The organism is Pedobacter sp. D749 (genome assembly GCF_019317285.1).
Classification (GTDB): domain Bacteria; phylum Bacteroidota; class Bacteroidia; order Sphingobacteriales; family Sphingobacteriaceae; genus Pedobacter.
The window spans coordinates 4,367,121-4,382,431 of record NZ_CP079218.1; the positions used below are offsets into that span (position 1 = coordinate 4,367,121).

General features: G+C 38.2%; 14 protein-coding genes. 11 read left to right on the forward strand and 3 right to left on the reverse strand.

Annotated features, from left to right (window positions below; genetic code table 11):
• The first annotated feature begins 16 nt into the window (after positions 1 to 16).
• The 5 genes from KYH19_RS17650 to KYH19_RS17670 all read left to right on the forward strand — a co-directional run bounded on the left by KYH19_RS17650 (position 17) and on the right by KYH19_RS17670 (position 6,487).
• A complete protein-coding gene (locus KYH19_RS17650) occupies positions 17 to 1,882 on the forward strand; it encodes a CocE/NonD family hydrolase (protein ID WP_219076063.1) in 1,866 nt (621 codons plus the stop codon).
• A gap of 128 nt (positions 1,883 to 2,010) precedes the next feature.
• Positions 2,011 to 3,663 (forward strand): M1 family metallopeptidase, encoded by a 1,653-nt coding sequence (locus tag KYH19_RS17655; protein ID WP_219076064.1) that lies wholly within the window; start codon positions 2,011 to 2,013, stop codon positions 3,661 to 3,663.
• Between the two features lie 156 nt (positions 3,664 to 3,819).
• Positions 3,820 to 4,551: a head GIN domain-containing protein gene (locus tag KYH19_RS17660; RefSeq protein ID WP_219076065.1), complete on the forward strand. Its 732-nt coding sequence runs from the start codon at positions 3,820 to 3,822 to the stop codon at positions 4,549 to 4,551.
• Positions 4,552 to 5,266: 715 nt separating this feature from the next.
• A complete protein-coding gene (locus KYH19_RS17665) occupies positions 5,267 to 6,031 on the forward strand; it encodes a hypothetical protein (RefSeq protein WP_219076066.1) in 765 nt (254 codons plus the stop codon).
• Positions 6,032 to 6,040: 9 nt separating this feature from the next.
• Positions 6,041 to 6,487 (forward strand): DinB family protein, encoded by a 447-nt coding sequence (locus tag KYH19_RS17670; RefSeq protein ID WP_219076067.1) that lies wholly within the window; start codon positions 6,041 to 6,043, stop codon positions 6,485 to 6,487.
• Between the two features lie 211 nt (positions 6,488 to 6,698).
• Here KYH19_RS17670 and KYH19_RS17675 read toward each other — a convergent pair whose 3' ends face one another.
• Positions 6,699 to 7,643, reverse strand: coding sequence for a hypothetical protein (locus KYH19_RS17675; protein WP_255562458.1), 945 nt, complete (start codon positions 7,641 to 7,643; stop codon positions 6,699 to 6,701).
• A gap of 31 nt (positions 7,644 to 7,674) precedes the next feature.
• Positions 7,675 to 8,382, reverse strand: coding sequence for a DUF2490 domain-containing protein (locus KYH19_RS17680; RefSeq protein WP_219076068.1), 708 nt, complete (start codon positions 8,380 to 8,382; stop codon positions 7,675 to 7,677).
• Between the two features lie 437 nt (positions 8,383 to 8,819).
• Between KYH19_RS17680 and fabV the strand changes: the two genes are divergently transcribed.
• The 5 genes from fabV to KYH19_RS17705 all read left to right on the forward strand — a co-directional run bounded on the left by fabV (position 8,820) and on the right by KYH19_RS17705 (position 12,989).
• The gene (gene fabV / locus KYH19_RS17685; RefSeq protein WP_219076069.1) at positions 8,820 to 10,013 is read left to right on the forward strand and encodes an enoyl-ACP reductase FabV; all 1,194 of its coding nucleotides are present in this window, start codon (positions 8,820 to 8,822) and stop codon (positions 10,011 to 10,013) included.
• A gap of 142 nt (positions 10,014 to 10,155) precedes the next feature.
• Positions 10,156 to 10,695, forward strand: coding sequence for a GNAT family N-acetyltransferase (locus KYH19_RS17690; RefSeq protein WP_219076070.1), 540 nt, complete (start codon positions 10,156 to 10,158; stop codon positions 10,693 to 10,695).
• A 309-nt stretch (positions 10,696 to 11,004) separates the two neighbouring features.
• The gene (locus tag KYH19_RS17695) at positions 11,005 to 11,457 is read left to right on the forward strand and encodes a cold-shock protein (RefSeq protein ID WP_029277369.1); all 453 of its coding nucleotides are present in this window, start codon (positions 11,005 to 11,007) and stop codon (positions 11,455 to 11,457) included.
• A 431-nt stretch (positions 11,458 to 11,888) separates the two neighbouring features.
• Complete coding sequence (locus tag KYH19_RS17700) at positions 11,889 to 12,575, forward strand: SIMPL domain-containing protein (protein ID WP_193421070.1); 687 nt, start codon at positions 11,889 to 11,891, stop codon at positions 12,573 to 12,575.
• 99 nt (positions 12,576 to 12,674) lie between these two features.
• A complete protein-coding gene (locus KYH19_RS17705; RefSeq protein WP_029277363.1) occupies positions 12,675 to 12,989 on the forward strand; it encodes a seryl-tRNA synthetase in 315 nt (104 codons plus the stop codon).
• 219 nt (positions 12,990 to 13,208) lie between these two features.
• On the opposite strand, the gene serS is transcribed toward KYH19_RS17705, so the two are convergent.
• Positions 13,209 to 14,480: a serine--tRNA ligase gene (serS, locus tag KYH19_RS17710; protein ID WP_219076071.1), complete on the reverse strand. Its 1,272-nt coding sequence runs from the start codon at positions 14,478 to 14,480 to the stop codon at positions 13,209 to 13,211.
• 117 nt (positions 14,481 to 14,597) lie between these two features.
• Between serS and rsmI the strand changes: the two genes are divergently transcribed.
• Complete coding sequence (rsmI, locus tag KYH19_RS17715) at positions 14,598 to 15,311, forward strand: 16S rRNA (cytidine(1402)-2'-O)-methyltransferase (RefSeq protein ID WP_132399003.1); 714 nt, start codon at positions 14,598 to 14,600, stop codon at positions 15,309 to 15,311.

Consider the following 15,311-nt stretch of genomic DNA (forward strand, 5'->3'; position numbering starts at 1 on the left):
CTTATTATTGTAAAAAATGAAATACTTTAAATTCATCATCATCCTGCTTTCAGCCTCTTCAGCTTTTGCGCAAAGCGATTCAGGGTATCCAGAAACAAATTATACCAAAAAAGAAGTATATATCCCCATGCGAGATGGCACCAAACTTTTTACGGCCATTTATACCCCAAAAGATGCCTCAAAGGATAAAAAATATCCGATGATGATGCAGCGCACCTGTTATAGTGTTGCCCCTTATGGCGAAGACAAATTTCCGGCACGTTTAGGTCCATCCGAACTGATGATGAAAGAAGGTTATATCGTGGTGATGCAGGATGTACGCGGCCGCTGGAAAAGTGAAGGTACATGGACCAACATGACACCCGTAATCGACAATAAAAAATCGAAAAAGGATGTTGATGAAGGTTCTGATACGTATGACACAATAGATTGGTTGGTTAAAAATGTGGCCAATAACAATGGCAAAGTGGGTCAGTGGGGCATTTCTTATCCAGGTTTTTATACCGCAGCCGGGATTTTAAGCAATCATCCTGCACTAAAAGCATCCTCGCCGCAGGCACCAATTTCCGATTTCTTTTTTGATGATTTCCACCACAACGGATCATTTTTGCAAAGTTATTTTATGACCTTTCCGGTATTTGGTGTGCAGAAAACGGATACAACTTCTAAAGCCTGGTACAACAACCAGTTAATCCTACCAAAAACAAAAGACGGCTATCAGTTTGCTTTAGATCTAGGCCCTTTAAGCAATGCAGACAAATATTATAAGGATAATTTCTTCTGGCAAGAAACTGTTAACCATCCAAACTACGATGAGTTTTGGCAAAAACGTGGATTGTTAAAACATTATAATACCGTTAAACCTGCAGTGATGTTAGTTGGCGGCTGGTACGATGCAGAAGATTTATCAGGACCGTTAAATATTTACAAAACCATCGAAAAGAAAAACCCTAACGCTTATAATACCATTGTGATGGGGCCATTCGGACACGGCAGATGGAGCCGCGAAACCGGCCACACGATGCACAGCAATGTATATTTCGGAGATAGCATTGCCACTTTTTACCAAAAAGAAATTGAAGCTAAATTTTTTAACCATTTCTTAAAGGGCAATGGAGATAAAAACTCAGGCCTGCCAGAAGCGTATATGTTTGATACCGGAAAAAAGCAATGGGAAACTTTTAGCAAATGGCCAACAGAAAAAGCAAGCAAACAAAAATTATACCTGGGTGCCGATGGTAAACTAAGCATGACCTCTCCTACAGCTGCAGGTTCTGTTAACTACATTAGTGATCCTTTAAAACCAGTTCCTTATACAGAAGATTTAACCACTACACTGGGTTTTACCCCGCATAATTACATGAGCGAAGATCAACGTTTTGCAGGCAGAAGACCAGATGTTTTGGTGTACCAAACTGATGTATTGGATAACGATATTACATTGGGTGGCGAAATCATGTCGCACCTTAAAATTGCCTCTACTGGCACAGATGCCGATTTTATTGTGAAACTGATCGATGTATATCCAGCCGATGAACCTAACAATCCTTATATGCCAAACAAGAACATTACCCTGAGCAATTACTGGCAAATGGTACGTTCGGAAGTAATGCCGGCCCGTTTCCGCAATAGTTTTGAAAAACCGGAGGCTTTAGTAGCCAATCAAAAAACAGAAGTAAACTTCCAGTTGCAGGATGTATTGCACACCTTTAAAAAAGGCCACAGGATTATGATCCAGGTGCAGAGCACAGCTTTCCCCTTATTTGCCCGTAATCCACAAAAATTTGTAGAAAATCCCTATAAAGCAACTGAAGCAGATTATATTAAAGCCACACAAACGGTTTTTAATGATAGTTTTATCGAAGTTGACGTAATAAAATAAATTTAATCGCTCACGCTCGTTTCCAAACGAGCGTGTAATAACCAATCGTTTTTAACGATTCATAAAAAACTTCCATGCCTCGGTTCATGCCCCCACGAACCGAAGGCCAACGGTCAATAACGAAACAAATGAAAAAACTATTTATCCTTTTCGCGCTTGCTTTCAGCCTTCCAGCCGCAAAGGCACAAATGCTGGCTAAAAACCAGGTAAACTCCAGTGCTGATAGCCTCCGTGGAGCACTTACCCCTTTACGTACCTGTTACGATATTAACTATTACCACTTAGACGTAAAAATCGATATTGATCAGAAATCCATCTCCGGAAGCAATGAATTTGCTTTTACCGCTACGCAAGATTTTAATAAATTACAGTTCGACCTTTTTGACAACCTCAAAGTAGAAAAAGTAGTATATAAGGGTACTGTTTTACCTTTCAAAAGGGAATATAATGCTGTTTTTGTAACCTTCCCAAAAGCGGTAAAAAAAGGAAGCAAAGATAAATTCACGGTTTTTTATTCTGGTAACCCTACTGTGGCCAAAACTCCACCATGGGATGGTGGCCTTATTTTCAAAAAAGATGCTACAGGTAATCCATTTGTTTCTGTAGCCTGTCAGGGGCTGGGCGCAAGTGTTTGGTGGCCAAATAAAGATCACCAAAGTGATGAGGTAGACAGCATGTTGATCAGCATTACTGTTCCTAAAGCTTTACAGGAAATATCTAACGGGAGACTGAGAAATACGGTAGATAAACCTGATGGTTACAAACAATATAATTGGTTTGTCTCTAACCCCATCAACAACTATGATGTAACCTTTTACATTGGCAAATACGCCCACTGGCAAGACAGTTATAATGGCGAAAACGGCAAACTGAGTATCGATTACTGGGCGCTACAAACGGATAGCGCCAAAGCCCGCCCGCATTGGGATGCTGATGTTAAACCCATGCTAAAATGTTTCGAATATTGGTTCGGTCCTTACCCATGGTACAAAGATGGCTACAAGCTCGTTCAGGCACCACATTTAGGTATGGAACATCAAAGTGCAGTAGCTTATGGCAATCAATTTAAACCGGGTTATCTGGGTAAAGATTTAAGCGGCACCGGCCACGGCTTAAAATGGGATTTCATCACCATTCACGAGAGCGGACACGAATGGTTCGGGAATAGCATCACCTCAAAAGATATTGCCGATATGTGGATTCATGAAGGTTTTACCAATTATTCGGAAGTTTTGTTTACCGAATGTAGCGAGAACAAAACTGCTGCCGACGAATATGTAATCGGATTACAGAAAATCATTCAAAACGATATTCCAGTGATTGGCCCTTACGGCGTAAACAAAGAAGGTTCTGGCGATATGTATCCAAAAGGTGCAAATCTGGTCAGCATCATCCGTCAGCTCATTAACAACGACGAGAAATTCAGACAGGTTCTCCGCGGATTAAACAAAACTTTTTATCATCAAACCGTAACTTCTGCCCAGATCGAAAATTACATTGCTAAACAAAGTGGTTTAAAACTGGATAAGATTTTCGACCAGTATTTACGTTATACAAAAATCCCGGTTCTGGAATATAAAATTGATAATGGCAACCTCTCTTACCGTTGGGTAACCGATGTTAAAGGTTTCGATATGCCTGTACGTGTAACCTTAAAAACTGGCGCCTTTACTTTAATTAAACCCACAAACGATTGGAAAACCATTAAAGTAGATGCCAATATAAATACAGATAACTTTAAACAAGATCCGCTGTTTTATATTAACCTCAAAAAAAGTTAATCCTCGTCCAGACTTACGAAGTTTCCCTGGCCCGATAGCTCGGCTAACTTCGTAAGTCGGCCACCAAAGATAATTTTCAACTTGTGCAACTTTTCTTAAATTCAACCGTCTTATAAGAAAAAGACCACTTAATTTAAAAAAATAAAATCTATAACCATGAAAAAAGTATTTGCAATATTATTGGCATCATTAACCTTAACCGCTAGCATTAATGTAATTGCGAAAGATCAGATCAGCATCAGTACTTCAAAAAATAATGGTGACGACAGAGAGGTGAAAAATTTCAACGGTGTTGCTGCAGCCGGCCCCATAAATGTAATTGTAACTTTGGGAAATAGCGAAAGTTGTCGTTTAGAAGGCGATGCAGAGGCAATTGCTTCAATCGTTACCGAAGTAAAAGGCCGTGTTTTGGTCATCCGTCCGCAAACCAGCATTACCAGCTGGTCCAGAAAATACGAAGGTAAAAAAATCACAGCCTATGTATCAGCCAGAGAATTGGCAAGTTTAACGGTTAGTGGTGATGGAAGTTTAACCGTGAATGGAAAAATCAGCACGGGTAGCCTAACCACAACCGTAAGCGGTTCAGGTAACATCAAAGCAACAGCCGATATAGATGATTATAGTGGTGTAATTAGCGGTTCAGGATCCATAAACATCACTGGCGGTGCCGATCGCGCTAAAGTGGTAATCAGCAGTTCAGGTACATTTGCCGGTAAATCTTTTTCAACAAAAACATTAAATAGTACCATTAGCGGATCAGGAACCGTAAATATTGCCGTTAGTGAAAGCATCAGGGCTGTAATAAGCGGATCAGGAAACGTAAATTATTCTGGTAATCCAACTGTCGACAAAACCATTATTGGCTCAGGTGGGGTAAGGAAAATGTAAAATCAGATTCATCATCATACAAGGAATGCCCCGAAGAAATTTGGGGCATTTTTTATATCTCTTTAACCACCACCATGGTTTATGTCTTCACGAACCACAATTCTTAGTGTATAATCTATATATACAGAAAATGACCGTTAACAGCATTTGGCGGTCTTCAGCCCTGTTTTTCATTCCAAGTCCTCGCTACGCTGTGGGCTTTCCATTCCAATCAGGTTTAGGAACAGAGGCTTGTGCTCCGCAACCTTAAAAATGAATTATTGCTCTGCCTACCTAGCCCCGGTTGAAGCGGTACCTAACATCATTAAGTTAAGAGTTTTAACCAAAGATGCACACAGATAAACACGGATTTTAATATCTGTGTGCATCCTTTCCATCTGTGATTAAATTATTTTGCTTGTGCAGAATGAAGTAAAGCAATAGTTTTACATCTCTTTACAATACCTCCACAGCCATGGTTTGTGTCCTCACGAACCATATTTTTTCGCATTAACTTACCCCCAAATATAAAATACTACTCCAGCCAGCTAGCCAAGGTTGAAGCGGTACACTGCAGCAACGAGGTACGAGGAGGCGAAGTGTACAAGCACAAAACGGGACGAAACTTATTGCACAAGCACTACGCACCAAAAAAAATGTTTTCTTTATCCCACAAAAAACATATTGATCTGTTTTTGATTTGAAACGATTATCTTCGTTTATCTACACCTCAACCATGAAAAAAATATTTTTAGCCTTTCTATTAGTCAATAGCATTAGCCTTGCTTACGCGCAGGATAAAATGCTCGATAAAAAATACCGTCCGCTAGTGATCGGTTTTACCAATGCTGTCAAAAGCGGAAATATGGAAAAGCTGAGTAGCAAAATCAAATACCCTTTAAACAGAACATATCCTATTCCGCCGATTAAAAACAAACAGGAATTTGTAAAGCGTTACAAAGAAGTTTTTGATGATAATTTAACCAAAAAGATCATTAGTGCTAAAATAGAAACCGATTGGAATGACGTTGGCTGGCGTGGCATTATGTTGTTACACGGAGAATTATGGCTTGATACCGATGGGAAATTAATTGCCGTTAATCACCAATCGAGGTTAGAAGCCAAAGAACAGGCCAGATTGATAAATATTGAAAAAAGCAGTCTTCACCCCTCAATCAGCAATTTTGTACAACCGGTTCTTGTTTTCGAAACAGCCCAGTACCGAATCAGGATTGATGACATTGGCAACAACAATTACCGCTATGCCGCATGGCCGGTAAAAAGTAAAATGAGCGATAAGCCCAAATTAATTTTAACCAATGGCAAATTTACACCTGATGGCAGTGGTGGAAACCACAATTACCAATTTAAAAGCGGCGACAATTTATATACCTGTTTCATTACCGTGATGGGCGAAAAAGGCGCTCCTCCTGCTCAATTGGTGATTAGTAAAGATGGGAAAGAAATACTATCACAACCTGCGAAAAAAATCACTCTTTAATTGAAATAGATGCTTACCGAAACACTAAAAAAACTTTTTAACCGTGATCTTACCAGGCTAAAATCCGAAATCGAAGCTTACCAAAACGAGGCGAATCTTTGGCGTATAGATTGCAACATTGCAAACTCGGCCGGGAACCTTTGCCTCCACCTCGTGGGTAACCTAAATACTTACATCGGTGTGACCTTAGGCGGTACCGATTATATCCGGAACCGAGAACTGGAATTTTCTTTAAAAGATATTCCGAAAAAAGAGTTGATTAAAATGATTGAAGCAACTATAAGCGTTGTTAACGAAGCTTTGGATCGGGTAAGCAACGAACAGATGGAGGGCGAGTATCCAATACTGGTATTTGAAGAAAAAACATCTACTGAATTTTTACTCGTTCACCTCACCACACATTTAACTTATCACCTGGGGCAAGTTAATTACCACAGAAGGTTGTTGGATGCTTAATTCGATCCGTCATTGCGAACAGAAGCGTAGGACCGAGCGTAAGAGTGAAGCAATCTTTCATACTAGTGATCCTTGCTATAAAGATTGCTTCCCCGATAATCGGGGCAGGCTGTTGGCTGAAAAAGCCTTCTCCGTGTCTCCCGTGTTTCCGTGGCAATTTTAAATGGCGCCCAAAACAAAAAAGGAGGCTTAAGCCTCCTTCCATATCTTTTTAAAACTGAACCCCAATCAGCCACATATTCTCAATGTAATTAATCTTCTGACTGGCATGATCATACTCATCCCATCCTGTGGTATGTACATTGGTTAAATTGGTAGCGCCAAATTTGGTTGTATTCTGTAAATAAACGTTTTTCCAAACATAAAACTTAAGTCCGATTTTAGCCGAAACGCCATATCCAGAAATGTTCCAATGATTGTTTCTGCCCAAACCAAATAAACGTACATCAGAACGTGGCACCATAATTCCACCACCTAAACCCGTTTCTAAAGTTAACGAAGTATTTCCACCGGGTGCTACCCAGATATCATCATAACGTTCTACCTCAATATTGGCATAGTTAAAACCATCAGTATGCTCATAAGTGAGCATGCTTTCTTTAACATTTACAAGTTGTCCATTATAATCGTCTGCCAATGCACCAGTAGCCACATTTTCAGGAGTAATATTAGCTCCTATATGTCCGGTAATGGCTACAGTTTGTGGAATATCCATTACATATTTCATGTGGTCCCAGCCAATAGAAATACTATAATTATCTTTGATAAAATACCCTACACGGATATTGTACTGTGGTACAGTGATTAAACCCGGATTTAAATAAGCCCAGCTTAGCTTCGATTGTCTATCATGTGCGACTACGTCTTTTAAAGTAAAATCGTAGTTGGGTCCCTGAAACCTGATATCACTTTTTCCATACCATGAACTGTTGTATCCCCAGTGAAAAAAGAAATCACCTTTACGCGAAAAATTCCTTTTATGTTCAGGGTTGAATAAGCTTTTTGAAGTTGGTATATGGTCTGTTGTTGAGCTTTGAGCCTCTTGTGCCTGCATCCGCTTGCCAAACAAGAGTGCTAAAAATAGAATGGTAAATCTTTTCACCTGGCAAAGTGAGTAAAAAGACCAATCATTTACAACAGGTTTAACATTTTGCAAGAGTTGTTATACAAAAAATGACTTTAAAACATTAAAACCTGGTGTAAATGGCCAGCTGAATAATGTTATTTACCGTATTATTGGAAACACCATGTGTAGCCTGGTTCATATACCCGGCTTCCAGATCAAACTGCTTCGAAAAACGATAACCCGCAGCCAGGTATAACCTGTTTTGATCGAAAACACTATTGTTGATTTTATCCTTATTTTGAAGATTTAAAAACACCTCGTTCTGCAAAGCCAAAAATGGACCTTTTGTAAACGTTGGCTGAGTTTTTTGCAATGGCTGGACTAACCTTAAGAAATAACGGAAACGCTGCGAAAAAACATCTTCAGCCGAACGACCTATAAAACGTTGTTCTAACCTAACCCTGTGACTGGCAAATGCCGAGCTGATTTTATGACTGTAAATGTACTGTTCAAAGATACGGTGTTCGTGAAACAGATTGTTATTGCCACCTGTCAGATTCATATCAGTAGTTTGCCACAAATAACCTAAAGCTACATTATGTTTATCATTAATAAAATATTGCAATGCAGGCCGCACCAAAGTATTTCTCACATAACTCCAATCATCGGCTGAACGAACCTGAACATCAAATTGCAATCCCCATTTATCATTAAATTTGGTGTTATTTAAAAACATAAACCAACCCGAATTTTGATGTTGAGTTTGTGCATATAGCTTTCCAGCAGCCATGATGAGAACCAACGTGGCAGATAATAATATTTTTTTCATAAAAAGATAAACCGGTTTTACCTGTGTGTCGCTAAATTAATAGAATTATAGCAAAATTAAAGAAGAGTTGTTAAATAGTTAGAAAGTCGGAGGTCCGGAGCCCGAAGTCTCATTTAATAATCTCTATAAGCCCAACTTGTATTTTTGTGGTTAATTAGCCCGAAAGTCAGAGGTCCGGAGTCCGAAGTCTAATCACCAAATAAATATGCTTAGTAACTATACCTCTGTGTTCTCTGCGCCTTTTCTCCGTTAACTCGGTGTTAAAAATGACACCAATCTCATCTACTTCTTTGCAAAAACCTTTGCGATCATTGCAGTTAAAAACAAATTTCATTTAACGTTAAGCGATTAAAAATTTATCTTCGTTAAAGATTTGAGCATTAAGACATCTTAATTGCGCTTATTTTTAACATTACAAAACGTAAAATAGAACAAAAATGATTATCGAACCTAGAATGAGGGGCTTTATCTGTTTGACCGCACACCCTGATGGTTGTGCGCAAAACGTAAAGAATCAAATTGAATATGTAAAATCTAAAGGAGCTATAGATGGTCCTAAAAAAGTATTGGTAATTGGTGCATCAACCGGTTTTGGTTTAGCATCGCGTATTACTGCTGCTTATGGATCAGGGGCTGCTACAATTGGCGTATTTTTCGAAAAGGCACCTTCCGAAGGTAAAACAGCATCACCAGGCTGGTACAATAGTGCGGCTTTTGAAAAAGAAGCACATGCAGCTGGTTTATATGCAAAAAGTATAAATGGTGATGCATTTTCTAAAGAAATAAAAGAAAAAACTTTAGCAACGATTAAAGCCGATTTAGGTCAGGTTGATTTAGTGATTTATAGCCTTGCCTCTCCGGTAAGAAAACATCCCGACACAGAAGTATTACACCGTTCAACTTTAAAACCTATCGGAGGCACTTACACCAATAAAACGGTCGATTTCCACACGGGTAACGTAACCGAGATTTCTATCGAACCTGCTACGGAAGAAGATATTGCCAATACAGTTGCCGTAATGGGTGGCGAAGATTGGGCCATGTGGATTGATGCCTTAAAAGCAGAAAACCTGCTTGCAGAAGGTGCAACAACAGTAGCATATTCGTACATAGGCCCGGCTTTAACCGAGCCGGTATACCGTAAAGGAACTATTGGCCGGGCTAAAGATGATTTAGAAGCAACTGCATTTACAATAGCCGATAAATTAAAGGATATTGATGGTAAAGCTTATGTATCAGTTAATAAAGCATTGGTTACACAGGCGAGTTCTGCAATTCCGGTTATTCCGCTTTACATTTCATTGTTATATAAAGTAATGAAGGCTGAAGGCGTTCATGAAGGTACTATTGAGCAGATCCAACGTTTATATGCTGACCGCTTATATACCGGCAATCCTGTTCCTGTTGATGAAAAAGGAAGAATCAGAATTGATGATTGGGAAATGCGTGAAGATATCCAGGCTAAAGTTGCCGAACTCTGGAAAGAAGCTACTACCGAAACGCTACCAGCAATAGGTGATTTACCAGGTTACAGAGCTGATTTCTTAAGCCTATTTGGCTTCGAAATTGATAAAGTAGACTATCAAAAAGATGCTCAGGAAGTGGTAGAAATTGAAGGTTTAGTAAATTAAGTTTCAAGAGATGCGTCATTCCCAACTTGATTGGGAATCGTAATGCAATCTTTAAGATTTCCACGTGCGTGGAAATGACGAATTTAAAACACACTTACAAACGGCTGGCTTTAAAGCCAGCCGTTTTTTATTCCCTAATAAAATGAATTTCGACTTACAGCCCACACTAGAAAACGATTTAATTAAAGTAGTTCCGTTAAAAGAGACTGACTTCGAAGCGCTTTTTGCAGTAGCTTCCGATCCGTTAATCTGGGAACAACACCCCAATAAAGACCGCTATAAAAGAGACGTTTTCGAAAATTTCTTTAAAGGCGCTATAGAATCGAAGGGTGCTTTTATTGTATATGAAAAAGAAACCAATAAAGTTGTGGGCAGTTCCAGATACTACGAATTAGATGAAACAGAAAATTTTGTTGCCGTTGGCTACACTTTTATATCCCGCGAGTTTTGGGGAAAAGGACATAATAAGGCTTTAAAATCTTTAATGTTTGATCATGCTTTTCAATTTGTGGATAAAGTAATTTTACATATCGGTGCTACTAATTTCCGTTCACAAAAAGCGACAGAAAAATTAGGTGCCGTTAAAATCGCTGAATTAGAGGTAGCCTATTATGGTGAGCCCTTAAAATGGAATTTTGTTTATCAGGCAGATAAAGAAAAATGGCGAAACCGGGCATCATAAAAATAAACTACAGATTTATTTTCCCTATCTGTGTTCATCCTTTTTATCTGTGGTAGAAAAATTGAGAAACAATTGCCACGGATGTTAATCTTCTTGAGGTGCCGTCCTTTCGAGCGGAGTGCAACGCAGTCGAGAAATCTAAAAATATCGATCAATCCGCTTTTTTCTGGCAAACATCTTGTCTAATTATCTGTTGTTACCATAATGACAAGCGCATAACCGAATAAAATCGTGTTTGTGCTTTAGTATTGTTATCTTTGTATAATTCTCCATTCCACTCACCTTTCAAAACAAACAATTAAATAAAATATGGCTAAATCTCAGGCAACATACAGTAAAAAAGAGAACGAAAAAAAACGGTTAAAAAAACAAAAAGACAAACAAGAGAAAAAAGAAGAGCGTCAGGCTAATGCCAAAAAAGGTTTAGCACTTGAAGATATGATGGCTTACGTTGACGAAAACGGAAACATCTCTTCTACTCCACCAGATCCGAAGAAAAAGAAAGTAATTAATACAGAAGATATTCAGATTGGTATTTCAAGACAAGAGGATATCATCGATGAAAATCCTGTTAAAAAAGGAACAGTTACTTTCTTTAACGACAGTAAAGGTTACGGTTTTATTAAAAACACTGAAACACAAGACAGTATTTTCGTTCACGCAAACGGTTTAATCACCCAGATTAAAGAAGGTGATAAAGTTACGTTTGAAGTAGAAATGGGTCAAAAAGGACCAACTGCTGTTAAAGTATCAAAGGTTTAACAGCCAACAATTCAATTCTTTTGCAATTCCTAATTGCAAAACATGATTAAAATTCTGCAGAAAACTCTGCTGCGCCAGGTTTTATAATCCTATATAATTCCGTCTATTTAAGCATAAAACCTAGCGCATAATTTTCTTCATTCTTATTTCTACCCTTAATAGAGGCTGATAAATTTTGCCAGAATTCGCTTCTAAAAATAGAATCTTAGAATTATTCCAAAATTTATACATCTAATTGCATTCTAATTTATTTTTCCCCAGCACGACAGAGGATAATTTATAGTGCTGTAAATAAACCGAATAGGCTTATTAAAAGGAAAAACTGTAGCCTTTGGGTAAGGATAAACGTTTATGAAATAAAAAATATATAATCCCGGTGTGGAATTTGTGTACGCTTTACATCATTACAGTACACACAAAGAAAAATAGATATGAAAAAGTTAATAACACTTGCACTGGTTGCATTTTTAGGTTTATCGTCAGCGATGGCTCAACAAGTAGATTTACGCAGAAAAATTAATGTTAGCGGAACTGCAGAAACAGAAGTAACACCAGATATTATTTATATCGGTATTTCACTAAAAGAATATTTAAACGGAAAGAAAAAAGTAGACATTACGGAACTGGAAAAACAACTGTTTGCCGCTGTACAAAAAGCGGGCATTGCAAAAGAAAACTTAACCATCAGCAATTTAAGCAGCTGGAACTATGAAACAGAGAAAAAGAAAAATCCTGATTTTTTAGCCAGCAAACAATACCGTTTAAAAGTGAGCGACCTGAACAAATTCAATGCAATATTAGAAGCAATTGATGCCAAAGGAATTGCCAATACAAACATTGAAAGCTACGATTATTCTAAAATTGAGAGTTTGAAAAAAGAACTTAAAATTAAAGCTTTATTGGCGGCAAAAGAGAAGGCAACTTACATGGTAGAAGCATTAGGCGATAAATTAGGCAGTGTAATTGAAATACAGGATGGCGGAGATAATGTAATACAACCGGTTTATAGAACTTTTGCGATGAAAGCTGAAATGTCGGATGCTGCTGGCGCTCCTGAAATTGATTTCAAAAAAATCAAGCTGAATTTCACAGTAAATGCTGTTTTCGAGATTAAATAAGAATTTTAATAGTTTAAATTAATGCTTTTCAAAACCTACCAGAACATTTTGGTAGTTTTTTTGTTAAGTATTGGTTGAACACTAAAAAAATTAGATATTATGAAAAAATTCATTTACACGTTAGCCTTGGTATTCTCGTTAGGTATTAGTTTTAATTCAGCTCAGGCTGCTGATAAACCTGCGAAAAACCCAACAGAATTAACTGCAGAACAAGCAGTGAAACTGGAAAGAATCAAAACCCGTGTTGAAGAGATCAGAGACATGGATAAATCAAACTTAACAAGAGCAGAACGTAAAGCTTTACGTAGCGAGTTAAGAGAATTAAAAGGTCAGGCTCGTGCTGTTTCTGGAGGTGTTTATCTTTCAGTTGGTGCAATCATTATCATCATTTTATTGTTGATCCTGATTTTATAATCATACAAAAAACACATCTATCTATAAAAACAAAAAGCTTTGCATTAATGCAAAGCTTTTTTTATTAGAAATATCGTCATTGCGAGAAGGCTTTTTCAGCCGACGAAGCAATCTTACTACAAGAGAAACTTCGTTTTCTTTAATTAATCGCCAAATACCAAAAGGTTTTGCTACAGTATTAAGATTGCTTCGTGCCTCGCAATGACGATTTATCTAAGATTAATCAATCATATCAAACCCAGTATACTTCACCAAAGCTTCCGGAATTTTAATTCCATTCTCAGTTTGGTAGTTTTCTAAAATCGAAGCCACTATACGTGGTAAAGCCAACGCACTTCCGTTTAATGAATGTGCCAGTTGCGCCTTACCTTCTTTTCCTTTAAAACGCAGTTTTAAACGATTACTCTGGTAAGTTTCGAAATTTGAAACAGAAGAAACTTCCAACCAGCGTTCTTGCGCTGCACTCCATACTTCCATGTCATATGTCATAGCAGAAGTAAAGCCCATATCGCCGCCACATAAACGCAATACGCGATAGTGCAAACCAAGTTCTTTCAATAAAGACTGAACATATTGGCTCATCTCTTCTAAAGTTTCGTAAGATTTATCCGGATGCGTAATCTGCACTACTTCAACCTTATCAAACTGGTGTAAACGGTTTAAACCACGTACATGAGCACCATATGAACCCGCTTCTCTACGGAAACAAGGGGTATAAGCAGTATTTTTAATTGGGAGATCTTCTTCTTTAACAATTACATCACGGTATAAATTGGTTACCGGAACTTCGGCAGTTGGGATTAAATATAAATCATCAACAGTTGAATGATACATCTGTCCTTCTTTATCAGGTAACTGTCCGGTACCAAAACCTGAAGCCGCATTAACCAAATGAGGAACCTGCATTTCTTTATAACCTGCCGCAGTAGCATGATCTAAAAAGAAATTGATCAATGCACGTTGTAATCTTGCTCCTTTTCCTTTATAAACCGGAAAACCAGCACCAGTAATTTTTACGCCCAATTCGAAATCGATAATATCATATTTCGCGGCAAGTTCCCAATGCGGCAAAGCTTTACTTGGTAACTGGGCAGGTTCGCCATGCGTTAAAACTACCTCATTTTCTTCTGCAGTAGAGCCTTGTTTTACCAAATGATAAGGCAAATTAGGCAATTGAACAATTAAATTGTGTTGAGCAGCTTCCAACTCATTCAATTTATCGCTTAGGTTTTTGATATTTTCTTTGTGAGAAGCAGTTTTTGCTTTAATCGCCTCGGCTTCTTCTTTTTTACCAGTACGCATTAAATCGCCAATCTGTTTGGCAGCTGCATTCGCTTCAGCAGAAATATTATCCAGGGAAGTTTGTGTAGAACGGCGGTCCTCATCAATTTTAATGATTTCATCTACCAGTTCTGGTTGTTTAAAATTACGGATACTTAAACGTTCTAAAACTTTCTCTCTATTTTCGCGGATATAGTTAACTTGCAGCATTATTTAATTTTTTAAGCAAAGATAATAATTAAGTCGTCATTGCGAACGTAGTGCGGCAATCTCTCCACAAAAAGATTGCTTCGTCGTTCCTTCTCGCAATGACGGACACAGAAAAATATGGATGGCAAACTATTTCTCGTACCAACGCCTATAGGCAATTTGGAGGATATGACCTTCAGGGCAATCCGTATATTAAAAGAATGCGATCTGATTCTCGCTGAAGATACCCGTACCAGTGCCCCAATGCTGAAACATTTTGGCATCGATAAAAGAGTTTTCTCGCACCACCAGCACAATGAACATAAGGCCACTTCAGAAATTATCAGGTTTTTAAACGAAGGACAAAAAATTGCCCTGATATCTGACGCCGGAACACCAGCCATTTCCGATCCAGGTTTTTTCCTGGTACGCGAGGCCATTAAAAATGATATTGCCGTAGAGTGTTTACCTGGCGCAACAGCTTTTGTACCTGCTTTGGTTAATTCAGGCCTACCAGCCGATGCATTCTGTTTTGAAGGTTTTTTGCCGGTAAAAAAAGGCAGACAAACAAAATTTAAAAAATTGGCAGAAGAAGACCGCACCATTATACTTTACGAAAGTCCGCACCGTTTATTAAAAACTTTAGAGGAGTTTGCGCAGTATTTGGGTGCCGACAGGCAGGCGTCGGTAAGCAGAGAACTGACCAAGATGTTCGAAGAAACCGTGAGAGGCACTTTGGTAGAAATAAAATCACATTTTGAAAACAATACTTTAAAAGGAGAATTTGTAATTTGCATAGCGGGGAAACCCAATGTTAAAAGCAAAAACAAATATGAAGATGCTGAAGAATAG

Excerpts from the sequence above, each read along its gene's own strand:
- KYH19_RS17665 (WP_219076066.1), top strand. The coding sequence starts at position 5,267 with ATGAAAAAAATATTTTTAGCCTTTCTATTAGTCAATAGCATTAGCCTT.
- KYH19_RS17705 (WP_029277363.1), top strand. The coding sequence starts at position 12,675 with ATGAAAAAATTCATTTACACGTTAGCCTTGGTATTCTCGTTAGGTATT.
- KYH19_RS17690 (WP_219076070.1), top strand. The coding sequence starts at position 10,156 with ATGAATTTCGACTTACAGCCCACACTAGAAAACGATTTAATTAAAGTA.
- KYH19_RS17695 (WP_029277369.1), top strand. The coding sequence starts at position 11,005 with ATGGCTAAATCTCAGGCAACATACAGTAAAAAAGAGAACGAAAAAAAA.
- KYH19_RS17655 (WP_219076064.1), top strand. The coding sequence starts at position 2,011 with ATGAAAAAACTATTTATCCTTTTCGCGCTTGCTTTCAGCCTTCCAGCC.
- KYH19_RS17700 (WP_193421070.1), top strand. The coding sequence starts at position 11,889 with ATGAAAAAGTTAATAACACTTGCACTGGTTGCATTTTTAGGTTTATCG.
- KYH19_RS17670 (WP_219076067.1), top strand. The coding sequence starts at position 6,041 with ATGCTTACCGAAACACTAAAAAAACTTTTTAACCGTGATCTTACCAGG.
- fabV (WP_219076069.1), top strand. The coding sequence starts at position 8,820 with ATGATTATCGAACCTAGAATGAGGGGCTTTATCTGTTTGACCGCACAC.
- serS (WP_219076071.1), bottom strand. The coding sequence starts at position 14,480 with ATGCTGCAAGTTAACTATATCCGCGAAAATAGAGAGAAAGTTTTAGAA.
- KYH19_RS17680 (WP_219076068.1), bottom strand. The coding sequence starts at position 8,382 with ATGAAAAAAATATTATTATCTGCCACGTTGGTTCTCATCATGGCTGCT.
- rsmI (WP_132399003.1), top strand. The coding sequence starts at position 14,598 with ATGGATGGCAAACTATTTCTCGTACCAACGCCTATAGGCAATTTGGAG.
- KYH19_RS17650 (WP_219076063.1), top strand. The coding sequence starts at position 17 with ATGAAATACTTTAAATTCATCATCATCCTGCTTTCAGCCTCTTCAGCT.
- KYH19_RS17660 (WP_219076065.1), top strand. The coding sequence starts at position 3,820 with ATGAAAAAAGTATTTGCAATATTATTGGCATCATTAACCTTAACCGCT.